Genomic DNA, 26358 nt, shown 5'->3' with positions numbered 1-26358 from the left:
CGAATGCACGAGGGAAACGTTGAAACTGACGGCAGCCGAGGGTTCGGCCATGGACCTGGATGACGTCAACAGTATCACGGTTCTCGGTGCGGGGAACATGGGCCACGGCATCGCGGAGGTCGCGGCGCTCGCCGGCTACGACGTAGTACTGCGCGACATCAACGAGGAGTTCGTCCAGAACGGCTACGACCAGATCGAGTGGAGCCTCGGCAAACTGGCCGAGAAGGACCAGCTGAGCGAGGAGGAGGCCGACGCCGCGATCGACCGCGTCACGCCGGTCGTCGACCTCGGCGAGGCCGTCGCCGACGCCGACGTGGTCGTCGAAGCGGTGCCCGAGAAGATGGAGATAAAGAAGGACGTGTACGGGGAACTGGAGGAGAAGGCCCCCGATCGGACCGTCTTCGCGACGAACACGTCGAGTCTCTCTATCACCGAACTCTCGGAAGTCACGGAGCGCCCAGAGCAGTTCTGCGGGATGCACTTCTTCAACCCCCCCGTTCGGATGCCGCTGGTCGAGGTCATCTCCGGCACGCACACCGCCGACGAGACGATGGACCTCGTCGATGAACTCGCCGAGTCGATGGGCAAGACGCCGGTCCGCGTCCGCAAGGACAGTCCCGGCTTCATCGTCAACCGCATCCTCGTCCCCCTGATGAACGAGGCGGCCTGGATAGTCCACGATGAGGTCGCCACGGTCGAGGAGGTCGACAGCACGACGAAGTTCGACATCGGCCTACCGATGGGCAGTTTCGAACTCGCCGACCAGGTCGGCATCGACGTGGGCTACCACGTGCTCGAGTACATGCACGAAGTGCTAGGCGACGCCTACGAACCGTGTCCCCTCCTCGCGGAGAAGGTCGAAAACGAGAACCTCGGGAAGAAGACCGGCAAGGGCTTCTACGACTACGAGAACGGCGGCGTCGACGTGCCGACCGACGCCGCGCGCGAGGACGTGAAGCGCCGTCTGCTCGCCGTGATGGCCAACGAAGTCGCGGCGCTCGTCGAGAACGACGTCGCCGACGCCGATGCCATCGACCGCGCGGTGATGCTCGGCGGCGGCTTTCCCGACGGCCCGGCGAAGATGGCCGACGACGCCGGCATCGAGACGCTCGTCGAGACGCTGGACGAACTCCACGAGGAAACCGGCGCGGAGCGCTACCAGGTCGTCGACGCTCTCCGCGAACTCGCCGAATCGGACGAGGGGTTCCACGGCAGTGACGACGAGAAGTCGGGGACGCTGGAGTTCGACAACCTCCGCGTCGAGATGGAGGGCGCTGTCGCCCACGTGGTCCTCGACCGGCCGCACCGCCTCAACACCATCAGCGGCGACCTGATGGACGACCTCTCCGACGCCATCGACGCGCTGAGCGACGACGACGAAGTTCGCGCCATCCTGCTCACCGGCGCGGGCGACCGAGCCTTCTCCGCCGGCGCGGACGTGACGAGCATGGCCGCCGGCGGCGCGGACCCGATACCTGCGGTCGAGCTCTCCCGTAAAGGGCAGAAGACGTTCGGCAAACTCGAAAATTGCGACAAACCGGTCGTCGTGGGCATCGACGGCTTCTGTCTCGGCGGCGGGATGGAACTCGCCGCGTGCGCGGACCTCCGCATCGCCACCGAGCGCTCCGAGCTCGGCCAACCCGAGCACAACCTGGGTCTCATCCCGGGATGGGGCGGCACCGTCCGCCTCCAGCGTATCGTCGGCACCGGTCGCGCTAAAGAGATCATCTTCACCGCCGAGCGCTACGACGCCGAGACGATGGCCGACTACGGCTTCGTCAACCGAGTAGTGGAGAACGACGAACTCGAAGCCGAGGCGATGGAGCTCGCGCAGTCGCTCGCCGGCGGGCCGCCCATCGCCCAACGCTACACGAAACGCGCGATGCACCGCGGATGGGAGGACACCGAGGCCGGTCTGGAGGTCGAAGCGCAGGCGTTCGGCATCCTGTTTGCGACCGACGATCTGATGGAGGGCGTCATGGCCTTTTCCAGCGACCGCGAACCGGAGTTCGAGGGGAAATAACACGCACACTCGCCACGTAACGGAATCTTTAAACTCCTCTGGGCGACAGTTGAGAACGTCGCTCGGTTGGTGTAGTCCGGCCAATCATCTTGGCCTTTCGAGCCGAGGACAGGGGTTCAAATCCCCTACCGAGCATCCTCAAGGCTTCTACCGCCTGTTTTCAGCCGTGGAGTGACAAAACTATGTTCACCCCACAGGCCAATTCGATTCGACCGAATAGCTACCCCACTGCCGTACAGCGATTAGCATTTCTGTCAGGCTCAATTTACGAAACGGGAGACTCCCGATGAGTCTCAGCCCCGAAGATTTCCCGCTTGTGACGGACAAAAGTCGGGAATTACTGAAAGAGAAGCAGGTGGTTGACTACGAGGCTCACCGCATCGAGTTCGTTCGTTGGCTCATCCATCTCGGTAAGAATCCTGACCTCGCAGAAGGCTACGGACGAGACACTATCCGAGCGACGGCGTACCGTACCGACCAGTTCGCACGGCAGGTGTGGACAGAACAGGAGGACGGCTACACAGTCGCGTTCACCCACGACCACGCGGACGCCTACATGACCGAACTCCTCTACTCGGATAACTCAGCCACCCACAAGGCGAACACGCAGAAGGCTCTCAAGCGCCTGTTCAAGTGGCGTTCTAACGAGAAAGGTGATACCCTGTGGGAGCCAGAGCGTACCTTCAGCAACGCGAATACTGACGCTGGACCACGCGAGTTTCTCACCATCGAGGAGCGGAAACAGGTTCGTGAAGCCGCGCTGGACTACGGTTCCATACCATCGTACAGTAGTCTCTCTCCGGGCGACCGCGACGAGTGGAAAGCACTCCTCGCACAACGGTTCGGGAAGCCTAAGTCAGAGGTGACACCGGACGACTGGAAGCGAGCGAACAGTTGGAAGTTCACCTCGATCACGTGGGCGAGTCTCGACTGCGGGCTTCGACCCACCGAGGTGGAGCGTGCGAAAGTATCGTGGGTCGATGTGGAGAACAGCGTACTCCGTATCCCGAAGGAAGACTCCGCGAAGAACGAAGGGAACTGGGTCGTTGCACTCTCTGACCGTACCGCCGATGCCCTCGAACGGTGGCTGAGTGAGCGCGGACGGTACGAGAAGTACGACGATACCGATGAATTGTGGCTGACCCGCGAGGGAAATCCATACCAGACACAGAGTCTTCGGCGTCTTCTCGTGAAGCTCTGCGAGATAGCTGGGATTCCGACGGAGAACCGGCAGATGAGCTGGTATGCGCTTCGTCATTCCACGGGAACTGCGATGACCCACGAACGTGACCTTGCGGCGGCGAAGGCTCAACTCCGACACAAGAGCGAGCAAACGACGATGAAGTACGACCAAGCACCGGTAGAAGATCGACGGAACGCGCTTGACCGGATGGGATGAACACGATGACAGAGAACTACCTACACGACGTGGACGAGACTGAGCGGCTGATTGTGGAGTATGGCCTGTCGGGGTCGCACGCCGAGAAAAAACGCATCGAGGGGCGGATACTCGATGAGACAATCGGTACAGCGTATCGCGAGAACGCTCCCAAGGAAACTGGATTTCCGTCTGGAACACCACTCCTTGCGGCACTCCTGAAACTCCACATGGACACCGAAGAAGAAGAGATGCTCGGACTCATCGAGCAGGAGATTGGGGCGGTGACTGACGGGTTCGTTGAAGTGGCGGACTTTGGGCTTCGACCGCTTCCCTACGCCGCGTATTTCGACCTCATGGACTACGCCGATTACTTCGAGAGTCGTGACCCCTCGATAGGTCGGTACTTCCGGCTTCGGACGTTCGAAGAATTGGGCGCGTTCGACGACAAGGGATTGCTTCGACATTACGAATCCGAGAATGGACTCATCGAGGGGTTGAGTGAGATACTACACGATTACCTCCGAAAGATGCACGACTCGATACGATAGACCGGGGGTAGAAGAGGGCAGAACACGGCTTCAGTTTTTGATTTTCTCTTCGATAGTCGCTATGTTGCAGTCTGTTGTGTAGAAGTCGAATTGGCAATGCTACAGTCTTCACACGCCAGAATTAAGAAGCGGGACCCCGTCTAGTAAAGTGAGGACCTTTTCCGGCGGAATCTACTCTGAGTCTCAATGTCGTCCAGTAGTAGCTACTGCCGTAGCGTCCATTCCATCTATGAGTGTCGAACATATCACTACTGAGCCTGTACTACACTCCGAACCTTCTGACTCGCATTCTGCCACCCCTGAGGTTGCTCCAGAGACTCCAAAGTCTGATTTCGAGCAATTGTTGGCTGAGAAGGATGAAGAGGAGACGAAGCGAGAATTGCGCATCGACGGTGATGCGTACAATCAACTCACGAAACCAGACCCGCACTGGGCGACTCTATTTCGCGCCAAGGATGTTCGTGGGCAACGATGGAGTAGTGATTTCCTGAAGCTCGACAAGGAGTCGTACTTCAAGATGCTGGGTGAGATTCATCGTGGCGAGAAGAATGGACCGAAGTGGGAGCATTCAGAGCTGAAGACGTATCGGCTCAGAGTGTATCTCGTAGAGAATATCGGTGAACGACTGAACCTCACGTCCCTCCAGATCGACCGCGCGAAAGCGAGAGCAACGAACGTAGATGCCGAAAAATTCGGCAAGAAGCTGGAGCTAGTCGCGTTCTGTTCGTGCGCCTACGTTGTCCACCGTGACGAGAACACGCCGTATGCGGCCGAGAGGAAGTACCATCCCAACTGTGCCGAATCCGACGAGATATTCAATCAGGTCGCCCTTGAGTTCGGACTTCGACAACACGATATCGACCGTGTGTGTCGGCAGTTCGACCAGATGTTCTCTGAGCGACTCCCACCGAAGGGCTTCGACGAACGAAAACCGAACTGGACGCCAACCACCACTCGATGAAGCCACCACAAAGGGTGGTATATAAACCCCTTAGCATTACGTTAGGGTGGAGCGGCATTACGAGGATATACACGACTGCTTCTACGCCAAAGTTCGTTCGGATGGACAACTGCATCGAGGCGGGGGCCAAGTACGGACTACTAATCTATCATCGAACAGTAGAAACATCGAGTATTCAACGACAATTCCAAACCTCTACGAATCTTTTTCCTCCTAAACGCCTCGATGCGGTGAATCAGACAAGCTAAAAGGTTTAAATCTAAACATAATTAGGAGTCAACTTTTAATTCTGTCTAAAAAAAGAGAGATAGATGAGGTTTCCGGCGTTCCGGAGTAGGGTATTGCGACCCTGAATCTCCCTCGGAACGTCAGAATACTTCGAGGTAATCCTCAATGACGTTGCGTTCGTCTTCGGTGAGATTGAACAGGTCGTAGACTGTGTCGTCAATCTCTGCTTCGAGGTCTTCGATGCTCGTCTCTTCGACGGTCTGTTTGTCGGCTTCTAACGCCTCAATGAGTTGTTCCACGTCATCGGTACGCTTCGGGATTGGGATGTTCATCTCTTCTCCCTTTTTCATGTTCCGTCCGTTGACAGCCGCGTGAACGTACTTCGCTCTGAGCTTGCGGTCGTCACGGTCACCTTTGTCCATCTGAGGAGCGGTGATTTCGTCGGAAATTCCCGCTGTTACTGCAAAGCGACCATCATCAAGTTCCTCAATTTTCGCTTTTACCGGATAACGACGAGTCTGCCACTCATAATCAATGTAGTCGATTTCGCCACTCTGTCCACTAATATATGAACTGGGGAAATCCGTAATGTTGTTATGTTTTTTCACTATAGTTCTTATTTTGGCAACATAATCTGAGAGACCACTAATTTTTTTAGGTATTGGAACCTGTCTTAAAAGGTCCTCGCTAAGTTGATAGTAACCATTTGCTTTGCTTGGAGCTGACGCTTTCACGAACGCACCAACAAGTGTGGAATTGAGATATCCGAGTAGTTCATCTTCTGAAACTGAACTGTCGGGTATAATTCCAAGCACTCCTGCTGTACCGCCAACAAAGATTGACCCATTTCTATTCTTTGCAAAATTCATCTTGTTAGTAAGAGCTGGTGTCAAGATGCAAGTTTTGCTGTAGATGTCGTAATCGTCGATGTACATTGGAGCGTACCACTCGCCATGTAGTTCTACTGGACCCTGGTCGAACCAAACTCGTTCCCGAAGCTCAATTTCATGATTTTTGAAATGTTCATGTGTCTGTGGGTACTTTGTCTGTAGTGTTTTTTCATCAATTGCTGAATTATCCTTGAGTGGATAAATCATATATCGGCCTTTCCAGGCTTCTTCCCACCGTCTCACATCCTTTCCTTTTACAATTGGTTTAAGAATCTCATTTTCGATTTTTACGACCTCCCCACTCTGCATCTCGAATTCGTTGGACCCGTCAACAGATGTCTGAGTACCAATAAAGACGTCATCCTTACCGATACGAGCGCCAGAGATCGGCTCAGAGGCGCTATCAAGTCTCTTACCATTTTCTCTCATATTATCAAAAATCGAATAGAGGTTTGTAGGAATGAGTGACCAAATATTTTCAGACAAGTTTGATGGAGATACGTAGAAGCTAGTGTAGTCATCGCTTGAGAAGTCTTCTGTATTCACAACTTCTCGAACGGTTTCCATAGCTAGTTCGATCGGCTTGTGAACTACCACTACAGGTACTGGGCTAGTCGTCTTTCCGTGACCCAATGTTAGAATACATGGATAGTTTGTAGCGTCCTCAAAAACGCCAGTATCACCAAAGTCAATTATTTCTTTGATGTGAGACTTTTCGCTAAGATGCTTCCGTAGCTTTTTACCGTACCTTCTCGTCATAAATTGATCCGAAATAATATAAGAGAGCGATCCATCTTCTGTTAACATATTCAGACCCCGCTCAACGAACAAAACGTAGAGGTCATAGTGCCAATGTGGCGTTTCATAGATTTCTCGATACATTTGGTCCTTTGAATCCGGAATATACCTACGATTCACATAGGGTGGGTTGCCAACGATATATTCATATTTCATATAGTTCTTTACGACAAGTGACAAAACGGTGTCTTCGAAGATTTTGAACAGTCGCCCGTCTCCGTGTTCGGTACGAAGATAGCGTACCGTTTCGAGAATCTCCTCCAAGTACGGAACGAAGAACTCCTCAATACCGTCGTACTCTCTTGTCGTGTAACGGTCGATACCCTGTTTCAGACCGCCGTTGTAGTCCCATTCCCCTTCGTGGAGATACCACTTCGCTACGTCGAGGACACCCTGAAGGGCCGCAAAGTATTCTCCGAAGTTTCGAACACCAGTATTCAGCCGAATGTTTTTGAACAATGGCATCCGAATTTTCTGCACGAGGAACCCGTCTTCGTACTCGGACACATCGACCTCGTTTTCGTCCACTTCGACCGGCAGTGGAACAGGGATACGAACGTCTTGGTTGTCTTCAGTCATCGCATCAAGCGTCACCTGAGCAGAACCATCGTCACCGAGGTCGATACCACTTAGTTCACGTTCGTTCCGAAGCGAGTCCGTCCGGAAAATCGGAAGACGTCGGATAGTGAAGTCCCCGTTGCTCCGTTTCGCCTCTCGGTACTTCGGGAGGATAGCGACCATGAACCGAATCTGGGCCATCAGGACGGCGAACGGGTGAATGTCGAGGCCAACGATGTGGGGACGGGTGCAGAGCCTCGTCAGATGCTCTTCCCAGTCTGGGTCGTCGTTGTACCGCTCTACGTCCTCAATGTAACGTTCCACGGCTTCGACGAGAAATGTCCCAGAACCGCAGGAAGGGTCGATAAGTCGTTCATCGTGGATGCCCATGTCGTAGCCGACGCCGTCCATGATGTAGTCCACGACCTCCTGTGGCGTGTAGAACTCCCCGAGCGCCTTGCGAGTCTCAGGGTCGAAGTATCGCTGATACAGATCACCGAGTGGGTCGCCTTCGACCGCCGAGAAGTCGAACTTCAGAACGGAGAAGATGACGTGTGCGACAGCCCGGCTGAACCGCTCACGCGTAGCGGGAGAAACACGACTGACCTCTGTGCCCTCTTTCGCAACGTCGCGGAAGCGATTGAACTGGTTCTTATGTAGACTCGCTGTCTCTTTCGCGTAGCCGTCACTCCACCAGATGAAAATGTCGTCCTCGAACAGACTCTCAACCAGCTGGTTCCGCATGTCCTCTATCATCCCATTCGCCGCGACGGGGTACGCATCGAGGCTGACAGTACCGTCGAAACCGCCAAGTTCCTTGAAGTAACGTTCGAGGCCCCTGTCATCGGGGAAGAACTCGTGGTCGAGAGACGCCTTTGCGAGAAGCAGTCGGGCCAGAAGTGCGTGGCCACTTTCGAGAGCGAACATGAAGTCCCGAAGTTCCTGCTTTCCGCCGTCGATGAAGCTGTCCCATGAATCGGGAATTTCGTCAGGTTCCGATGCATAGCTCGCCTCCCAGAAGTCGTAGGCTCCCTTCACGAACTTCGCTTCGTCCTCGTCACGGAGTTCACGGAGCAGATCGACCATCGAAGTCACGAGGTCTGCGAACGGACTGTCGGGTTCGAGTCGGAATGTGTCGAAGAAGTGTTCGCGTCCGAGTTCTCCAGAGAGTTCCACCGCGTCGAGGCGGTTCAGGTAGTCGTTGACGCTCGATGGGTTGGTAATGTCCCACTCTGGCTTCTGGAGTGCCGCACTAAGGTCGGAAGCATGGCTCCCTGTTACTTCTGAGAGAGATACAGCAAGCATCCGAGCGTGTCCATCCCGAGAGTAGAGGCGAAGTTCCTCGCCGTTGGTCAGCACCCCGTAGTCGGCCTTGAGTTCGTCTACGTAGTGGAACAATTGATCTTCTTGCTTCTTCCCGAGTTGCTTACCCGACGTTTTGAACTCGTAGATTGCGGTTACTGACTCGTTCGCATCGAGGGTGACGTAATCTGGTCGTTTGTTGTCAGGAAGCGTCCACTCACTCCGGAGGTCGTGACCAGCACCGGAGTAACCAAGGAGGGAATAGAAGTTCTCGTTCAGAAATGCGTTCTCCACGTCCTTTTCGCTCATGTCCCCATCTATTCGGGAACCGATTCCATGGAGAGCTTCAAGGAATGCCGACGTGTCGGTCATATTCGGCCTCTCTCAATCATGCGGTATAACGTTTCATGTATGCTACCGGTCGTGGTTCAACACATCGAGCGTCGGTAAGCTACTGTTCGATATTTTTGGACATTTGTCCAGTATCCTGAGAAGATACCAGAAGGTAGACAATAAGCGCCAGTAACTATCGAGAGCACCGCTCCCAACATCAATCTCACAACCACTACTACAGTGTACTACTATAGTATATACAGTATAGTAGATAGTAGTGTTGAATAGTACTTCTTGTTACTATTTGTTGAACGTTTAGACCAAACTATTTGGTTAACATACCCCTCGATGTATTGAACCATCTGATTTTGCCAGTCTGTAGATACTCTACTGTATATCCTGTATAGTCGGAGGTCATCCACCCGGAGTGGGGGAAATACTCGGGGAGTACGGATTGTGGGGGAGACTTACTACCTCGTGATTGATTCTGATAGCCACAGGAGGCTTGCTATTCGATTTTTACGTCGAGTCTGGGTCTCCCGTCATTCTTTCCCATCAAATCCGTCTACGAATCACTGAGAGTGTCTCAGAGAATCCGAGAGAGACGGAATATCATTGAGAGCTGAAACATGCCCTCTGCCCTGTAAATTGGACGTATGTTCAATTCCTAACCACAGCTAATAGTACGTCTCTGAGAAGACGGGGAGTTAGAACATTCGACTTGGCCCGCCACTACGACATTTAGTAGCTCCGACTCAGAAATTGGGAGTTTCTGAGAGCGATCTCGGAGTTGCTGAAACGCTCGAAATTAGGCGTCTTTGATTCCGGGGAAACAGGCAGAATGGACGCCCGACTCGATGTAGTGATTCGCTCTTTTCGGTCGGGTTTCTCGCATTGGGATAGATATATCAGTTGTCCTGAGAGAATGTGTGTATGGTTGGCTTGGGACAGGGAGACAAACTGGAGGTAACGATCAACCGGGTCAGCAAGAAGGACAATGCGATTGTGTTTCTGGATGGAGGGGAGAAGCACATCAACCTCGGGAAGATCAACCATGGCGTTGGTGAGACGGTCGAGGTCGAAATTACTCGTGTCTGTGGTCATCACTACTACGCTCGGTTAGCGTCAGTCCGAGGCAAGAGCTTCAAAGCGTCAAAGTCACCATCAGTTGGAAAGACACGTTCGATGGATTCCAGCGATGCAAGCGTCCACGAGAGAGATTTCGATCCACGAACTTACGGTGCGCCCGAAATCAATCGACCTGAGCCGAAGTGGTACGAGGTAAGTGAGGAAGTGAAAGAAAGCGAAGCAAGAAGCTCTGCCCCCAATATGGCTTCGTTGGCCGAAATCGCACAGAACTGTGACGAACCCTTCACCGAGAAGCGAGAAAAAGAGGCGAGGGTGTGTATTCGGAAACGAGAATGGCACCAAAAGCCCCCGCTCGATGTGTCGAAGAAGCCGTAGGAACTACCGTGTATCTCGAAATCTACGAATTAAGGGCGACGCACTGGGTTGACGACAAGAAGTTCAGTGAAGTTCAATTCGAGCCGTACAGCTACACATACGACGGGTGGAATGACGCTATCGCAGATTACCTTGCAACAGAGCCGAGGTTTGGGAAGGTAGTTTCAGCTCCAGAAAGTGCGGGCGCACCAGAAATGCGAGAAGTAACTGATGAGAGGGAGCGACTGATCCGGTTGTCCGGGAAGTTGGTCTGTCGTGGGGCATCCCGATGTGAAATTGTTGATGAGTGAGTTTGCTCACTCGATATAGTGAGACGCTGTGAAGAGACAGATGAGACAGCCTACTTCTGACGGCACAGATTGGTCAAATGCGATTTGAGTTAGATTGGCCCGGAATACCAAGCAGGCTCTAAGAGTCATCTAGATAACATATATTGCCGGTAATCGCTCGAACGTCACTTGGCTGTCGGCCAAACAACTGGGTTTTAAATACCTACGGTTATTAGAATGTAGTATCCACTGCTGAAACAAACCCGATTTCGGGTATTTGGTGGTACTCACGCGCCGAAGGCGCGGGCCAATCATCTTGGCCTTTCGAGCCGAGGACAGGGGTTCAAATCCCCTACCGAGCACTTCTCGAAACGCCACGTTCGGAGCCACAGCGTAGATTCTCCCTGTATCCTCGCGTTCGCGGATTCCCTTTCGCGTGAAGAACTCCGTTACTCGTCCCGAGAGAGGGACATGTACGTTTCGTACGCCGTGAGAAGGGCAAAGAGCAGTCCGCACCCTACGGGGGCAGCGAGTCCGACACCGGGGACGAGCATCCAGAGGGCGATCAACAGCAAGCCCAGCACGCCAATACCCAGCGCGTACGGTGGCGCATCCGGTTCGTCGGTGCCGGAAAATCGCATGTAGGCGAGTACCCGGTCGGCGTTCCCCTCCAGCGAGACTCGCTTTGAGTTGTCGTCGTAGTCGACGACGCCGAGATCGTCGAGTTTCGGCAGGTGCGTCTGGTGCAGCGAGATGTAGACGCTCTGCCTGACGTTTCGCGGCGGTGGGTCCTCGCCGGACTCGATGGCACCGATATGCTCGGAGAGGTCCCGAACGGTCTCCTCGCCGGTCTCGGCGAGTCGCTCGAGCGTCAGGCGTCGCCGGTCGTTCCGAAGGACATCGTGAACGTCGGCCTCGGAGAGTTCGTCGGTCGGCGAGTTCTCGGTCTCCGTTCGCGTCATCGGCTGGTTGTCATACTGTCAGGAGTGGTCGGAACCGCGCGCCGCGTCGGTGCGCTACGCCGTCCGACGGAGGGGTAGGGTGATGAAACTGTACTTTCGGTGCCGCGTTCGGCCGGGAGAGACAGACGACCTCGCTTCACCGCTGGAGTGCGAGGAGACGACCGCGAGCGACGAAAAAGCCGGCCGCGAGCGCCGTCAACGACAGAAACGCCAGTCCGACGACGGACGGAGCGACCGACAGGACGGGTGCGCCGAGTACGCCGGCGGCGACAAGCGCCGACCCGACGACGCCGAGGCCGAGGTAGAGCTCGTCGTGTCGGGACCGATCGGTCGGTGTATCCATCAGATAGGCGGCGACTGTCTGGGTGTGTCGTCCGGGAGCGACGTCCTTCGCGTCGGCGTCATAGTCGACGATATCAAGATCGTCGAGTTTCGGGATGTGGGTCTGGCAGAGCGAGACGTAGACGCTGTGACGGACGTTGCGCGGGGGAGTGTTGCTGTCCGTCTCGATGGCGGCGATATGCTCGGAGAGCGCCCTGACCGACTGGGTCTCCGCTCTGTCGGCCAATCGTTCGACGACGTGCTGCCTGCGCTCGTTTTTCAACACGCCGTAGATGTCCGTCTCCGCGAGCGAGTTCCGTCGGTCGCTCTCCCCCTGTCGCTGCCGGAGCGCTGCTCCCATGATAGCCATTCGTCTCCACTGAAATAACAAGAAGTTATCGGATTTCTTTGTGCTTTTCTTCGTGGAGAAATATACACGAAGGCGAGAAGTAGCGGCCGACGGCTCGGAACCGGCGCGGCGGAAAAACCACTTACGAGAGCCACTCGTCGGGTTTCGTGTCGTAGTCGATGTCGCCGGCGGCGATTCGTTCTTCGAGTTCCGGTTCGAGGTCGTGGTGTTCGAACGTCTCGCCGTCGTACCGGATGCGGATGCCGTTCTCGACGGGCGTCGGTTCGCGGTTGCGCCGGCGGGCCACCTCCACGTCGTGGTCGTCGTACTCCTTGAGAATCGTCATCAGATTCACGGGGTGGCCCCAGAGGTCGTACGTCCGTTTCAGCACCTGTTTGGCCTCTCCCAGATCGAGCATGATGCCGTTGTACTGGTGGCCCAACAGCAGTTCGTTGCGGTTGCCGTAGTTACCGTCGTAGACGGCGACGGTCGGTTTGCCGAAGTTCGTGAACTGCAGCAGCAGTTTCTTCTTCACGTCCTGGTAGTCGGTGCTCGTCACGCGGAAGTCGCCGCTGGCGCGGGTGAACTCGTAGGTGAAGTAGTGGTTGTTCGTGACGAACTCCTGGGTGAGGAACGCGTCGAGGAACGTCACGTCGTTGTGACTCTCCCGAATCTCGCGCATCCGGTCCCAGCCGGCGGCGTAGTCGACGTCGGAGATCGCCTCCTCGACCGTCTCGTACTGCTCGTCGTCGAACATGTACCGCGAGAGCTGTTCGAGTTCGGAGCGCCGGATGCGCCCGAGGAACCCTCTGTTCTGGGGTTTGACGAGCGAGAAGTGCCGCTCGGCGAGCCCCTCGTAGGTGAGCACCTTCCAGGGGTACTTCCCGACGTCGACGGTCCGCTCCTCGTCGTCGAGAGTGTCGTCCGCGCCCTCCGACACCGCCCGGTCGAGCGCGTCGGGGTCGACGCGCGGGTCGTCGCCGAGCGCGACGAGTTCGTCCAGCGTGTCCGGGCGGATGCTGTCGAGGGCGGGGTGCGGCTTCAACAGCTCCTGCACCTCGTCGAAGTCGACGACTTCCTGGAAGTTGCGCCAGGAGATGCCCTCGACGCGCAGGAGCTTGTCGGCGACCTCGCGGCGGTTCGTCGTGTTCTCGATGTACTCCCAGAGCTCCTTGCCCAGTTTGTACGGGTTCAGCCCGGGTGAGCCGAGCACTTTGGCCTGGTGGTCGGCGTAGAGCAGGAACTCGTTCTCGCCGGCGAAGCGCTCCTCGCCCATCATCAGCGACTCCCAGTAGGCGGCCCAGCCCTCGTTCATCACCTTCGTCATCTTCTGGGGGGCGAAGTAGTACGCCTCCGTCCGGAGCATGTCGAGGACGTCGCGCTGCCACGGCTCCATCTCGGCGGCCTTCCCCTCCTCCTCGTCGTACTGCATGCCGTGGCGCTGGAGGTAGCCGAGGACGTCCTTCTGGGGGTCGGTGAGGTCGGCGGCGGCCTCTTCCGCCTCCGCCAGTCGGTCGAGCCACTCCTCGTCGAACACCTGTCGCCGCACCTCGTCGGAGATGTTCATCCCCTCCAGTCGCTCGCGGAGGTCCTCGGGCGTCGTTCGCTCGCGGGGGTCGGTCGCCTCGCCGAACGGGCGGTGCTGGTCGATGCAGTCCTCCAAGCAGAGCACCGCGTCGATGAACTTCTCGACCTCCGCGCGGTCGATTTCGGGATCTTCCATGTAGTTGGCGATGGCCTCGGAGTGGCGTTCGAGCATCGCCGCCGCGTCCAGGTCGCTGCCGAACAGCCCGAACCAGCTGTTGTTGGCGAAGAAGTCGGCGTGGGCCTCGACGTGGGTGATGACCGCCTTCTGGTCGGCCAGGGTGTTCGACTCCTGGAGGAAGGCGTGGCTCGGGTTGTCGTTGTTGACGATCTCGAACGCTTTGCCCATCCCGAACTGGTCCTGTTTCTGCTGGCGGTCGTACGTCATCCCCCAGCGCCAGTGCGGATACCGCGTCTGGAAGCCGCCGTAGGCGATGAGCGCGTTCATCTCGTCGTAGCTGACGACCCAGTAGTTTACCGGGTACGGTTCGAGACCGAGCTTTCGCGCGAGTTTCGCCGCCTCGCGCGTCGGTTCTTCGAGTTTCGTCGCTGCTTTGCGTGCGGTCAGTCGGTTCGGTCTCATTGGTCGTCGTCCTCCGTGCTCAGGATGTCGTAGATGGCGTCGATCACGTCCTCGGGGCGCGAGACGCGCGCGACGACGACGTTACCGCTGTCGCCGAGCGCCCGTTCGACCTCCTCGGCGTGCGTCGCGTTGATGGCGTTGCCGCCGGGTTGCGTCTCGACGTACGCGTGCAGGTTCGCCGGAATCTGTTCCATCAGCGGCACGACGTTCTCGGTCGTGTCGTTCGAGGAGTTCTCGCTGTCGCCCGCCGCGAACACGTAGCGGTTCCACTCGTGCCACGGGTACTCCTCTTCGAGAATCGCCGCGGCGAGCTCGTAGGCAGAGGAGATCTTCGTGCCACCGCCCGAGCGGATGCCGAAGAACTCCTCGCGTTCGACCTCCCACGCCTCGGCGTCGTGGGCGATGTAGACGAATTCGGCGTTGTCGTACTTGCCGGTCAGATACCAGTCCAGCGGCGTGAACGTCCGCTCGACGAGTTCGCGCTTCTTCTCGCGCATCGACCCGGAGACGTCGCGGATGTTGACGACGACGACGTTCTTCTCCTTCTTCTCGATTATCTCGGGGTGGCGGTAGCGCTCGTCCTCGCGGCGGAACGGCACCTCGCGCAGGCCGTCGCGGCGGATGCGCTGGAGCGTGGTCGTCTGCTCGACGTTCTCGTCCATCTCCTCGAAGCTCGACCACTTGCCGCGCTCCTCTTCGGGGATGTCGCCGTAGGCGTCGTCGACCCACGCCCACGAGACGAGGATGTTCTGGTCTCTGGCCCACCGGAACACGTCCTCGGCGTCCTTGCCTTCGACTTTCAGCGCCTCTCTGACGTACTCCTCGTCGAAGTCCATCGAGAGCTTGCGCTTCAGCCCCTCCTTGAACAGGCGCTCGAAGTCGAGCGTGCTGTTCGGGCCGGTCCGCGTCACGTCGGTGAAGTCGCCCTCTATCTCCTCGATGACCTCCTTCCCTTTGGGTTCGAGGTCGAGACCGAGCTGCTCGTCGAGCTCCTGGGCGAACTCCTCGGGGTCCATCTGGTAGTACTCGTGGTCGGCCCCCTCCTCGCCGGGGTCGCCCTCCTCGTCGCCGTCGCCGGGTTGCGGCTGCCCGACGGGTTGGCCCACGTCGGGCGTGCCGCCCTGACCCTGGCCGACGCCGCCGCGGTCGCGGACGTCGTAGGCGAACTCCGGGAGGTCCACCACTTTGATGGGGATGTTGATGCTGTTCGCACCCGACCCGCCGAGATCACCGTAGCTGATGAACTCTTCGAGGTCCTCTCTGCGCTCTTCGCCCACTTCGCGGAACCGTTCGAGGTCGTCTCTCAGTCCCATCTGTAGCTCACCTCTCGCATCACTTTTCGGCTGGTCAGCTCGGCGCTGGCCGCCGAGTAGCCCGCCTTCGTCATCCGCTCGATGGTCTTCTCCTTCAGCCGCGCCGTCTCGGTGTTCGCCGGCGGGTCCTCCCACTGTCGCGGGTCGAAATCCTCGAACAGACGCTTCACGTCGCTCCACTCGTGGTTCTCCAGAACCGCGCGAATGACCGGAATCTCGGTGAAGTCCACCTTGTGGACCGCGAACCCTTCGTCGCGGTTCTCCCACGCGTAGCGGTTCAACGCGGAGATGACCTTCTCGCGGCGGAAGCGCGCCACCTGCGGCGACGGGTCGTTGCCGGTGTACGCGCTGTCGTCGAACCGGCCGAGATGTTCGGTCTCGAACAGCTTCATCAGCAGCGCGTCGGGTTCGACGGGACCGCGTTCGGTCTCTATCTCCTCGTCGCCCGCCCACGCGTAGACGTGTTCGACGTACTCGGCGACCGTCTCCTGTTCGACGTGTTTCTCCGCGAGGATGGCGTCGAGCACGTCGCGTTCCTGCTGGTCGTAGATGTAACCTTTGACGCCGGCCAGCCGCGACTCGTACTCGGCGGCCTCGCCCCGGGAGAACACCGGTGCGGTGCGAAGCCCGTCGGCCATCGCGTCGAGCACGTCGTCGGGCATGACGACCCGTTCGACGGGCAGGTCGGCGTGGGCGCGCTCGCTTTCGGTCTGCAACAGGTCCGCGACGGTGTCGCGGGTGTACGTTACGGGGATGCCGTGAGTGCCCTCCTCGCCGTCGCGGTCGAACTCGAAGTCGTCGATGGTCTGGCGCTCGTCGCCCTCCTGCAGGTAGCCGCGGTCGAACAGCAGCGCCTTGTCGACGAGCGTCAGCCCGGAGGGGAGGTCCTCGCCGTCGAGGCGCGTGACGACGCTGTACAGCGCCGCCGCCTCGACGGTGTGCGGCGCGAGCTCCCGCTCGATGACGACGCCGCTCTCGTCGCGCACTGACACCGTCACCGGTTCGCGGATGCGCGCCTCCAGGTCGGCGTAGTCGCGGCTCTCCCACACCGCCGTCTCGTTCGTCAGTTCGCGGTGGACGAGTTGCGTCTCGAGGCTCAGGTTCGTCAGGTAGCGGAACTCGTGTTTGTCGAGGCGGCGCTTCAGCGCCTTCAGCGGGTCGCGCCCGTTCCGGTCGGCGAACTTGTCGAGTTCGACGCCCAGGTCGGGGTTCGAGATGATGAGCAACTGGGTGTCGAGGTCCATCCCGATACCTTTGTCCAGTTTCACGCGCCCCTCGTCGGGGACGTTCAGCAGTTTCTGCAGGAGGTCGGAGTGCTGCGTGGCGTCCTCGACGATGGTCAAGAGACCGTTACCCTGCGAGAGCACGCCGTCGTAGCTGAACGCCTGCGGGTTCTTCCGACCCCGCGAGTCGAGTTCGCGGAGCATCCCCGGCATCCAACTGCCGACGAGTCGCTCCTTCGGGCTCCCGTCGTCCTCGGAGTGGAGCACGCCGATGCCGCGACCCACGTCGACGACGTAGTTTTTCACCCGGAGGTGGCGCGTGTCGGCCACCGCCGAGAACAAATCGGCTTTTCCGTTGCGGCGGTACTGCTCTTCGAGGTAGGAGTACGCCTCCCGCGAGAACGGGTCGAGTTCCTCGTCGACGACGGTGGGGATGTGGTCGCCCGACGACTCGTTGAGGTCGGTGAGCAAGGTTTTGCGCACGTCCGGCGGGAACACCGTCAGCGGGTGGACCTGCACCGGACTCTCGTACCAGTTGTCCTCGTTCTCGCCCGACTCGTCGCCGCCGTAGCTCAGCCCCCGGGTGTCGGACGCCGTCGAGATGTTCCACTCGACGGTGTAGCGTCGCCCCTCCGGCGTCTTCGAGTACTCCCGGAGGCCGTTGATGAGGCAGCGCTTCAGTTCGGATTTACCGGTCGCCGTCGGCCCGTCGAACCAGAGAATCTTCTCGCTCTTGCCGCGTTCGGCGGCGATGGTCCGGAGGTCGGCGACGAAGCCGTTGAGCACCTCGGTGTTACCGAGGATGGCGTGTTCGCCGTCGTTGTGCGGGTCGTCGAAGAAGCGGTAGCGCTGGCGCTCCTCGCCCTCCTCGACGACGGTTCGCGTCCCCATCGACTCGATAGCCTCCAAGAGGTACTTCGAGGCGTGCGAGGCGATGGAGGGCGACTCGAACGCGGCGTCGACGTACGTTTCGAGGCTCATCGGCTCTTCGTACGCGCCGCGCAACTCGGCGTCGGCGGCGCGGATGTAATCTTCGCGCATGGGTTTACGTCTCAAGCTCGGCTTTGGCCACCTCCGCGCCGGCGAATTCGAGCACTTCTCGCGCCCCCTCGCGGGAGTACCCCTGCTCTTCGAGGGCGTCTATCCAGGCGTTGCGCTCGTCGTCGTCCAGTTCGTTCGCCGACACCAACGCGGAGAAGTTGATGTTGTGTTTCTTGTCCTCCCACAGTTTGCGCTCCAGGGCGCGGCGGAGTCTGTCGTTGTCCTGCGGGTTGAACGATGTCCCCTCGCGGGCGCGGCGGGAGACCCAGTTCGAGACCTCCTGGCGGAAGTCGTCCTTGCGGTCGCCCGGAATCTCCAGTTTCTCCTCGACCGAGCGGAGGAACTTCTCGTCGGGGTCCTGCTCGCGCCCGGTGAGTTCGTCGCGGACGGTGGCGTCGTCGATGTACGCCATCACGTGGTCCATGTACTTCTCGCCCTGCCGCTGAATCTCGTCGAGGTCGTAGGCGAGCGCGTGGCGGACGTCCTCGATGGCGCGCTCCTTGTACTCGTCGCGGACCATCTCGAGGTAGCGGTGGTAGCGCTCGACGTTCTCCTCGGGGATGGAGCCGTGATTCTCGAGGTTCTCCTCGAAGTGGGTGAAGATCGAGAGCGGGCTGAGGTAGTCGCGGCCGCGGTGCGTCGAGTCCATGATGGCCTCGGCGATCTCGTCGCCGATGAACCGCGCGGAGACACCCTCCATCCCCTCGGCGATGTCGGCTTTCGACTCGCCCTCCTCGCGGAGTTTCTTCACGTCGACGTCGTCGCCGTCGTCTATCTCGCCGTTGTACGCCTTCGCCTTCTGCGTCAGCGAGATGCGCTCGCCGTCGGGTTCGGTGATGCGCGTCAGCACGCCGAAGAGGCCGGCCATCTCCATCGCGTGCGGTTCGATGTGCATGTGCGGAACGTCGGCGTTCCGAAGCATCTTCCTGTATATTTCGGCCTCCTGAGTGTACTCGAGGACGTACGGGAAGTCGATGCGCTTCGTCCGGTCGTTGAACGCCTCCATCTTCTCGTCGCCCTTCTTCTCGCGGTACTCGGGCATGTTCGTCCGACCGACGATGACCTGGTCGATGTCGATACGGGGGTTGTTCTTCGGCTTGATGGTCTGTTCCTGGCTCGCGTGCAGGAAGTCGTAGAGGAACTCCCGCTGGAGTTTCAACAGCTCCTCGCCGGAGAACAGTCCTCGATTAGCGTTACAGAACGCCCCCGAGTAGTCGAACGCGCGGGGGTCGGACTCGCCGTAGACGGCGAGCTTCGAGTAGTTGACGTCACCCGTCAGTTCCGTCTCGTCCTGGTTCTTCTTGTCCTTCGGCTCGAACGTCTCGATGCACTGGCGTTTGTTCTCGCTGGCGACCAGTCTGATGATCTCGACGTGGTTCTCCAGTACCGACTGGAGGTCGTCGTCGTAGTACGCCAGCAGTTTGTCCATGTAGAACTCGCTGGCGGGGTCCAGCGACTGCTCGTTGCGGATGGTGTACGGGGCGTCGAGGTTCTCGTTCAGCCGTTCGATGACTCTGTCGCGCTGCTCCTGCGGGAGCAACACGATGGGGTCCTGGTTCATCGGCGACTGGACGGTGTCGTCGGCGGGGTCCTGGTCGCGGATGACGTCGCAGAGGTTCGTCCAGCGGAAGGTGTACATGCGCCCTTCGTCGCGCATCGTGTAGTCCTCGTAGTAGCGTCGGACCATCAGGTCGAAGTGCGACTTGCCGGACCCGACGGGGCCGAGGAGCAGTTTGATGCGCTTTTCGGGACCGAGTCCGCGGGCCCCGCTTTTCACCTTGTTGACGAACTCGTGGATGGACTCGTGGACCTCACGGCCGTAGAAGACGTTCTCGCCGTCGTGGAGGGGGTCTTCCGACGCCATGAGGTACTCGACGACACCGGCGTCTTCGTCGTACTCGGTGCCGTAGTAGTCGAACAGGTCGGCAACGCGCTGGTGGGCGTTGCGAGCGATGCGCGGGTCGTCGTACAGTTCGCGCAGATACCAGTCGAACGTGTTCGCCTCGCGGAGGTCCGCTGGCACGGAGTCCTGGTAGTGCTGGCTCAGGTCTTCGAGGGTTTCGATTTCGCCATTCATTGTATCACTGACGGAGTCTCGTGTAGTCTGCGGACGGGCATCTGTCGTGGACGAAGGCCCCGTCGCGTGACGACCGGCCGTGACTCGCCGACCCGCTGACGCGTCGCTCGCGCCGGGGGGCGTGGCGGTCGTGGCCGACAGTCGTTCGTCCGTGACATTGTCTGACACACCTCCTTCGCGCACGACGACGTTATCGGCGACTGCGAACGACACAGAACGGCTCTCGTTCGATGAGCGGTGCGGGGAGGGTGATTGCTGCATCCACCTCGGAGTTGTCCGAGACTATTTAGAGTGTGAGTCAGTAGCATACATAAGTCTTTTCCCAATTTCGGGTCCATTCACGAAACTGGAATGGAGAAAATAGGCAGACGGAGCGGCGATGAGGAACATTCTCGGAACCTATCAGGAGAGAGATTTATGTACTAGCTCGCGCTTTCGAGGAGTAATATCGAGACACGGGGGCGGCATCCGGTCGGTGCCGAGCGTCCGGCGCAACCGGCGACGACGAACGAGTCGGCTTAACCGCTCGGCGACCGAACCCCCGCGTATGAGCTTCGACGCACTCCCCGAGGGATGGACCGTCTGGAACGACGAACCGGAGGGTCGGGCGATTCTCGCCTACCGTCCGGACGTGTTCGACAGCCAGCAGTTCCCCGCCCCCTGTATGCCGACGGTGTTTCTCAGCAACGGGTCCAGGAGGCGGCGGCCCGGTGCCTCTCAGATAGAGACCGCCACGTGGCACGTGACGCTGCTGTTGGAACCCGAAATCGAGGCCGAAACCACCGAGTACGACTCCCGAGAAGCCGGCGTCGACGGCGCTGTCGAGTGCGCGCGTCGCTTCGCTGACGGGGAGGTGGACTACCGCTCGCTGTACCAGGTCCCCCGCGAGCAGTACTTCGAGAAACTCGACGAACTCACCGGCCGCGAGAACTGACCTTCAGGTCCGCCGACCCAGTGCCCGGTGGACGCGAGGCTTAACACCGAGGCCGTCAAACGGCCGCTCATGTCGACCGTCACGCTCATCGGCACCCGTCTGGCGGAGTCGGGCCGCGAGTTCGTCTACGAGGGAGAGTCCACCGCCTGCAAGGGGTGTCCGTACCGAAAACAGTGTCTGAACCTCTCGGAGGGGACGCGCTACCGCGTCGTCGACGTCCGCGAGAACACCCAGACGCTCGAATGCGCCGTCCACGACGCCGGCATCCGCGCCGTCGAGGTCGAACCCGCGTCCGTCCCCGCGAACGTCCCCTCCAAGGGCGCGTACGCCGGGAGCAAAGCCCGCCTACAGGGTCCGTGCCCGCACACCGAGTGTCCGAGCCACGAGTTCTGCGAACCCGCCGGCGCGGAGTTCGACGAGGAGTACCGCATCCAATCTATCGTCGGCGACCCCCCGCACGACTACTGTCACCTCGACCGCTCGCTGACGCTCGTGGAGTTGGAACCGAAGGAGAACTGAATCGAGAGAGTCGCCCTCCGCACGTCGTCTCGCCGCTCTCGAATCTGTTACTCTACTACTCTAAGGTACCGACCTTCTCGGCGGTGTAGCCGAACAGGTCGGGGTAGCCGTACGGCGAGAGCAGCACCGGGTAGAAGTCGACTTCGGCGGTGAGCTCTTCGCCGTCGTAGGTGGCGAACCGCGCGCCCGCCTCGACCGGTTCGAAGTTCGTCGCGAGCACCTCGTACTCGCCGGCCGGCGGTTTCGGTATCTTGTCGGCCAGTCGGAAGACGGTCACCTCGTCGCTCAGGCCCGCGTCCAGGCGGTCGGTGCTCTCGGGGGCCGGGAGGACGCCCGTCGCCGCGAGGAAGCCACGAATCAGGTCGTAGGCGTTCTCGGCGGCCTCGTCGCTGCCCTGCAGCCCGCACTCGACTTCGACGGTGTGGGCGTGGTCGATGAGTCGGCCCTCCGCGAAGCCGGCGGTTTCGACCAGCACGTCGACGGGGAGGTGCGGGCAGACCGCGCGCGTGACGGCGTCGACGCGGTCGGCGACGGCGAACGGCCGCGCCGTCGACTGCGTGGAGTGCAGCGCCAGCACCGTGCAGTCGCGGAGCTCGTTGACGAGGTCGTACGCGAGGCGGCGTTCGTGGCTCTCGGCGTCCGCCGACCCCGGAAACGAGCGGTTCAGGTCGTCGTCGAGATAGCGGACGCCGCGTTCGAGCGCCTCCTCGTTGGCGACGACGAGTTTGACGGGGCGTTCGACGGCCGGGTCTTCGACGAGAAGGCGGTCGACCGCCAGCGGACCGCACGGTTCGTCGCCGTGGATTCCGGCGACGACGGCGACTTCGGGTGTTCCGTCACCCAATTGGTGAACTCGCATGAATGTGGTCAAAGACGGCGACAGTCATATCGCTTTAGGATTCGCCGGAGAGGTGTCATCGAGGCGACGCCAGCGGGCGGGCCCGAAGCACGCTCAGTCGAGGCGCTCGGCGTACTCGTAGTCGACCTCGTACGCCGTCGGTCGGTGGTCGTCGAGACTGATACGAAATCCCTCCAGCGCCGTCGGGTCGTCCAGTGCTGCCTGCATCGTCTCTCGAATCTCGGGCAGGTCCACGCCGTAGAAGTCGTCCGGGACGCCGCGGAGATACTGCAGCGCGGTCCGGAACAGCGAGCGCATCCCGTCGTCGTCCTCGAAGTCGAAATGCTTGTAGCTTCCCGCGGCGACCTGCACCATTCCGTGGAGGAAGGCGCTCTCGGCGGTGCCGCTGCCGTAGTTGTACCACTCGTCCTCGAAGCAGTCGTGGCTCTCGTGGAACTCGCCGGCGTTGAACAGCCGGACGCCGTGTTCGACGGCGCGGCGGAGCGTAGCGTGTTCCCACTGGTTGTCCGCTCGCCACCCGGTCGGGTCGCCGAGCGGCGGGGCCACGCTCGGGTCGCGGGTGTGCTCGTCCATACCGGTTGGTCCGCGTCGAGACGGGTAACTGCATCGGTGCTAACGATTGCCACGTCGGCGCGGTTCGCTACGACTCCGTCGCGGCGGCCAACATCTCGTCGATAAACTCGTCCAACTCCGCGTTCTCGGGCCCGGGGCGGGTGTGCGTCTCGTAGTCGATTTTCTCGGGGAGCGTCGCCGTCTCGTAACCGATCCGGTCGCCGATTTCTCCGTTGTCCCCGCGGCGCTTTCGCTCGACCAGCTCCTCGGCCAGCGCGAGCAGGTCGTCGTCGAAGACGCTGGGCGCCTGGTCGACGAGGAACGTCGGGAAGTCGACGTGCGGCAGTTCGTGCGCGCCGGCCTCGCCCGTGGCGAGGAGGTATCGCGCGTTCATCACCGCGACGAGCACCGCGAGGTTTCGCTTGACCGTCCGTCTGGTCTTCGTCGACCGAACGGTTCGCTCGACGAATCCGGACGACGCTCGTTCCGCTTCGCTCGTCGACTTCGATTCGACGTGTTCGACGGGTATGCGCGCCGGGTCGCCGCTATCGACGAGATGGCGCGGAATCGAGAACTGTCCGCCGCTTCGGCGACTGCGGACGACGTACTCGGTGTCGGTGCGCTCGACAATCGGGTACAGCTGCTTCTTGCTGTCGGTGAGGTGCCGCGAGAGGTACTTCCGGTAGTTCGACTTCGCGATGCCCCGATAGCAGTAGTAGAGCCCGACGGGATTGTACGTCTCTTCGACGTACTCGCGGAGCGCGTCGGCGTCGAAGCGCTCGCGGTATCGAATCGGGCTCCGGAGCGTGTCGATCGCGCCGTCGTTCGACTGCGAGAGCAGCGTCGCGAACTTCGTCACGTCCCACCCCGAGAGCTCGACGTCGGGTCCGAACGTCCGCTCGACGGTGTCGCGCGGTCTGGAGAGGTGAAACCCCGTCCGGAGGTCGTCGGGCGCGTAGACGACGCCCACGTCGTAGTCGCTCTCCGGCGAGTCGAGTCCCCACGCGTGGCTTCCGCGGGCGACGGCGAGAACGACCGAGATATCGTGTTCCGCTTCGAGTTCGCGGAGCGCCGCTTCGATTCGCTCCCGCCCCTCCGCCGGAATCGTGGTCATCTCGATGTACTGCCCGCGCCGGCGGAGTAGCTGTTTCGGACGCTTGCTACCCGTTCTCGAGCCCGCACTGCCTCCGGGTGTGCCACGATTTCCGGAACGTTTTAGCGTTCCGAGGTACCACCGAACACTGCGTGCGAGGGTAGCCAAGCCCGGAAACGGCGGCGGACTCAAGATCCGCTCCTGTAGAGGTCCGTGGGTTCAAATCCCTCCCCTCGCACTGCGCCTGTCACCAGGCAAAGTGCGGGAAGACCGCTCTCGGAGCGCTCTTCCCTCGCAAAACTTCTCATCACGACGAGCCTCCGAGCGACTGCACCGTCCCGCGACACCACTGACAGCGATGCGTCTCACGACGTAGTGAGCGCGAAAAAGCGGGAACGCAACTGCCTCGTCGCCAACAGAGCTCTCCGAGCCTACTTCTCGCCGCCGTCGGTCAGCGGTCGCCCGCCCTCGGTCACGAGGCTGTCGGCGAACATCTGCGCTTCGTCGGCGGTCGGTCGGCACCCGTCGCCCATCTCGTCGCAGATGCGACCGACCAGGTCGGTCATGTGCTGTCGTTCGCCGTTCTCGTAGACGTAGTCGAACACGTCGTTGTAGGCGTACTCCTCCCAGTGGCTGGCACTGTCCTCCTCGAAGCGCGTGTCGGCGAGGTACTTCAGCTGTCGAGCGGCAGTTTCTGGGTGCATATCCACGTGTTCTACCTCGACAGCCATAAAAGTACTCTATTTCAGAACTGAGTTAATTAATCGGAGGGCCGAGTTACGGCCGCTCACGCCTCGAAACTGGCGTCGAGATAGGCGTTCAGGAGGTTCGGGAAGTCGCGCCCGCGGAGGTAGCGAAGGCCGAAATCTTCCGCCCAATCGATGATACCCGTGTCCTCGGTGACGACGCCGGCGTCGAGTTCGCGGGCGAGCACCAGCAGGTCGAAATCCTCCTGCGAGTCGACGACGCCGCGGCGGAGCGTCTTCCGGTAGTCGTGACGGAGGTCCGAGATGGCGTCGTCGGCGACGCCCGCCTCGGCGGCGTCTCGGACCGCGTTCTCGGCGACGCGCAGACCGCCGTCGACGCGCGAACTCATCTCGCGCATGAACCGCGAGACGACCTCGGCCGGAATCATCACCTCGAAGCGCGAGGGGTGTTTGCGGATGACCCACGTGTTCAGTTGCGCCGTCGTCTCCTCGCCGACGTCCCGATTTCGAAGGACGACCATCAGTTCGTCGTGCACCGACGGCGGCATGTAACAGGAGATGTTGAGTCGGAGTTTCGCCAGCGCCAAGGTGTCCAGCAGTCGGACGAGCGCGGCTTCCATCGTCTCGCCCTCCTCGCGGATCTCGTCGGAGAGAAACAGCGAGGTGTCGAGGACGAACCGCTGTTTCAGCGGGTAGTCGGCCATCGAGCGTCGATAGGCGGGGACGGTACATGAACTTCCGTGACGACCCGACCGAAATCCGTCGGACCGACGCCGACGTATTCCCGACCGTGAGAAAAGATTCATGGTGTTAGCTAGCATACCACAGTATGCGAGAGTCGCAAGGATACACCGGACGACCGCATCCGTTCACACCGGACGTGGTTAGACGTAAACACCGAGAAATCCGTAAGAGGAAATCGAGGTCAACGCGTCGCAGGAGAACCGACTTCGCCCGCATTTGGCCGTACGAGGCCAGAAGAAGGCCAAGTATCGGACGACGTGAAAACGGCGTTCGGGAAACCGACGCAAGTCGGACGAGCCGTTAGGGCGGCTGAAAACGTCTCCCGTCCGAGTCCAATTTGTGATTCTCGCTTTCTTACCCGCCGAGACGCGGAGCGTCGTTTCTCCGCACCCGCTGTTTCTCCGCACCCGCTGTTTCTCCGCACCCGCTGTTTCTCCGCACCCGCTGTTTCTCCGCACCCGCCGTTCTCTCCTCACTTCGAGTGCTCGTCGAGCAGTCGCCGCATCGACCGCAGATACTCCGTCGCCACCGCCGGGTCGTGGTCGACCAGCGACGGGAGCTCCGCCCACCCGTGCAGCAGGCGCGCTCTGAGCGGTCCGTCCGGCAGTTCGTTCTTCGTCACGGTCTCTCCCGTTTCGACGAGTTCCTGAGCCGTCTCCGAATTTCCCGCTCGGACGTGTTCGTGCGTCTCGTCGAGCAATTGGGTCAGCACCGCGTGTACGTCCGGCGAGCGGTCAGTCAT

21 protein-coding genes and 2 tRNA genes are annotated in these 26358 nt (G+C 60.0%); 10 read left to right on the top strand and 13 right to left on the bottom strand.

Features of this window, described 5'->3' with window-relative positions; genetic code table 11:
- The first annotated feature begins 49 nt into the window (after positions 1 to 49).
- From LAQ73_RS12715 to LAQ73_RS12695, 5 genes are all read left to right on the top strand, one after another.
- On the top strand, positions 50 to 2023 hold the full coding sequence (locus LAQ73_RS12715) for a 3-hydroxyacyl-CoA dehydrogenase/enoyl-CoA hydratase family protein (protein ID WP_224268652.1): 1974 nt from the start codon (positions 50 to 52) through the stop codon (positions 2021 to 2023).
- Positions 2024 to 2083: 60 nt separating this feature from the next.
- A tRNA-Glu gene (locus LAQ73_RS12710) sits at positions 2084 to 2158 on the top strand.
- Between the two features lie 151 nt (positions 2159 to 2309).
- Positions 2310 to 3422 (top strand): tyrosine-type recombinase/integrase, encoded by a 1113-nt coding sequence (locus LAQ73_RS12705; RefSeq protein WP_224268651.1) that lies wholly within the window; start codon positions 2310 to 2312, stop codon positions 3420 to 3422.
- Between the two features lie 5 nt (positions 3423 to 3427).
- Positions 3428 to 3952, top strand: coding sequence for a hypothetical protein (locus tag LAQ73_RS12700; protein ID WP_224268650.1), 525 nt, complete (start codon positions 3428 to 3430; stop codon positions 3950 to 3952).
- Positions 3953 to 4295: 343 nt separating this feature from the next.
- The gene (locus LAQ73_RS12695; RefSeq protein WP_224268649.1) at positions 4296 to 4913 is read left to right on the top strand and encodes a hypothetical protein; all 618 of its coding nucleotides are present in this window, start codon (positions 4296 to 4298) and stop codon (positions 4911 to 4913) included.
- A gap of 368 nt (positions 4914 to 5281) precedes the next feature.
- Here the strand turns inward: LAQ73_RS12695 and LAQ73_RS12690 are convergent, their stop codons facing one another.
- Positions 5282 to 9061, bottom strand: coding sequence for an Eco57I restriction-modification methylase domain-containing protein (locus LAQ73_RS12690; protein WP_224268648.1), 3780 nt, complete (start codon positions 9059 to 9061; stop codon positions 5282 to 5284).
- Between the two features lie 894 nt (positions 9062 to 9955).
- On the opposite strand from LAQ73_RS12690, the gene LAQ73_RS12685 reads away from it, so the two are divergent.
- Positions 9956 to 10486, top strand: coding sequence for a hypothetical protein (locus tag LAQ73_RS12685; protein ID WP_224268647.1), 531 nt, complete (start codon positions 9956 to 9958; stop codon positions 10484 to 10486).
- 8 nt (positions 10487 to 10494) lie between these two features.
- Entirely contained in the window at positions 10495 to 10776 is a 282-nt protein-coding gene (locus LAQ73_RS12680; RefSeq protein ID WP_224268646.1) for a hypothetical protein, read from the top strand.
- 428 nt (positions 10777 to 11204) lie between these two features.
- Here LAQ73_RS12680 and LAQ73_RS12675 read toward each other — a convergent pair whose 3' ends face one another.
- The 6 genes from LAQ73_RS12675 to LAQ73_RS12650 all read right to left on the bottom strand — a co-directional run bounded on the left by LAQ73_RS12675 (position 11205) and on the right by LAQ73_RS12650 (position 20208).
- On the bottom strand, positions 11205 to 11717 hold the full coding sequence (locus tag LAQ73_RS12675) for a DUF7344 domain-containing protein (RefSeq protein ID WP_224268645.1): 513 nt from the start codon (positions 11715 to 11717) through the stop codon (positions 11205 to 11207).
- Between the two features lie 136 nt (positions 11718 to 11853).
- Entirely contained in the window at positions 11854 to 12399 is a 546-nt protein-coding gene (locus tag LAQ73_RS12670) for a DUF7344 domain-containing protein (protein ID WP_224268644.1), read from the bottom strand.
- A 130-nt stretch (positions 12400 to 12529) separates the two neighbouring features.
- Positions 12530 to 14554: a SpoVR family protein gene (locus LAQ73_RS12665; RefSeq protein ID WP_224268643.1), complete on the bottom strand. Its 2025-nt coding sequence runs from the start codon at positions 14552 to 14554 to the stop codon at positions 12530 to 12532.
- A complete protein-coding gene (locus LAQ73_RS12660; RefSeq protein WP_224268642.1) occupies positions 14551 to 15867 on the bottom strand; it encodes a YeaH/YhbH family protein in 1317 nt (438 codons plus the stop codon). Before LAQ73_RS12660 ends, LAQ73_RS12665 begins: the two co-directional genes overlap by 4 nt.
- Positions 15858 to 18131 carry a PrkA family serine protein kinase gene (locus LAQ73_RS12655; protein ID WP_224268641.1) on the bottom strand — a complete coding sequence of 758 codons (2274 nt, stop codon included), beginning with the start codon at positions 18129 to 18131 and terminating at the stop codon, positions 15858 to 15860. Before LAQ73_RS12655 ends, LAQ73_RS12660 begins: the two co-directional genes overlap by 10 nt.
- Positions 18132 to 18135: 4 nt before the next feature.
- A complete protein-coding gene (locus tag LAQ73_RS12650) occupies positions 18136 to 20208 on the bottom strand; it encodes a PrkA family serine protein kinase (protein WP_224268640.1) in 2073 nt (690 codons plus the stop codon).
- Between the two features lie 547 nt (positions 20209 to 20755).
- Here LAQ73_RS12650 and LAQ73_RS12645 point away from each other — a divergent pair.
- Both LAQ73_RS12645 and LAQ73_RS12640 read left to right on the top strand, forming a co-directional pair.
- Positions 20756 to 21142: a DUF5820 family protein gene (locus tag LAQ73_RS12645; RefSeq protein WP_224268639.1), complete on the top strand. Its 387-nt coding sequence runs from the start codon at positions 20756 to 20758 to the stop codon at positions 21140 to 21142.
- Between the two features lie 69 nt (positions 21143 to 21211).
- Entirely contained in the window at positions 21212 to 21661 is a 450-nt protein-coding gene (locus LAQ73_RS12640) for a UPF0179 family protein (RefSeq protein WP_224268638.1), read from the top strand.
- A gap of 55 nt (positions 21662 to 21716) precedes the next feature.
- Here LAQ73_RS12640 and LAQ73_RS12635 read toward each other — a convergent pair whose 3' ends face one another.
- The 3 genes from LAQ73_RS12635 to LAQ73_RS12625 form a co-directional block, all read right to left on the bottom strand.
- Complete coding sequence (locus tag LAQ73_RS12635; RefSeq protein WP_224268637.1) at positions 21717 to 22520, bottom strand: M14 family metallopeptidase; 804 nt, start codon at positions 22518 to 22520, stop codon at positions 21717 to 21719.
- A gap of 93 nt (positions 22521 to 22613) precedes the next feature.
- Positions 22614 to 23093 carry a DUF309 domain-containing protein gene (locus LAQ73_RS12630; protein ID WP_224268636.1) on the bottom strand — a complete coding sequence of 160 codons (480 nt, stop codon included), beginning with the start codon at positions 23091 to 23093 and terminating at the stop codon, positions 22614 to 22616.
- Positions 23094 to 23160: 67 nt separating this feature from the next.
- Positions 23161 to 24186, bottom strand: coding sequence for a nucleotidyltransferase domain-containing protein (locus tag LAQ73_RS12625; RefSeq protein WP_224268635.1), 1026 nt, complete (start codon positions 24184 to 24186; stop codon positions 23161 to 23163).
- A gap of 133 nt (positions 24187 to 24319) precedes the next feature.
- Here LAQ73_RS12625 and LAQ73_RS12620 point away from each other — a divergent pair.
- Positions 24320 to 24403 (top strand) — tRNA-Leu (locus LAQ73_RS12620).
- A 193-nt stretch (positions 24404 to 24596) separates the two neighbouring features.
- Here the strand turns inward: LAQ73_RS12620 and LAQ73_RS12615 are convergent.
- From LAQ73_RS12615 to LAQ73_RS12605, 3 genes are all read right to left on the bottom strand, one after another.
- Entirely contained in the window at positions 24597 to 24869 is a 273-nt protein-coding gene (locus LAQ73_RS12615) for a hypothetical protein (RefSeq protein ID WP_224268634.1), read from the bottom strand.
- An 83-nt stretch (positions 24870 to 24952) separates the two neighbouring features.
- Positions 24953 to 25576, bottom strand: a complete 624-nt coding sequence (locus tag LAQ73_RS12610; protein WP_224268633.1) for an RNA ligase partner protein — start codon at positions 25574 to 25576, stop codon at positions 24953 to 24955.
- A gap of 512 nt (positions 25577 to 26088) precedes the next feature.
- A complete protein-coding gene (locus LAQ73_RS12605) occupies positions 26089 to 26358 on the bottom strand; it encodes a DUF8101 family protein (protein WP_224268632.1) in 270 nt (89 codons plus the stop codon).

The organism is Haloprofundus salinisoli (assembly GCF_020097815.1).
Classification (GTDB): Archaea; Halobacteriota; Halobacteria; order Halobacteriales; family Haloferacaceae; genus Haloprofundus; species Haloprofundus salinisoli.
The sequence above is the reverse complement of the archived record's forward strand: the minus strand, read 5'-3'. Positions and strand labels throughout refer to the sequence as shown.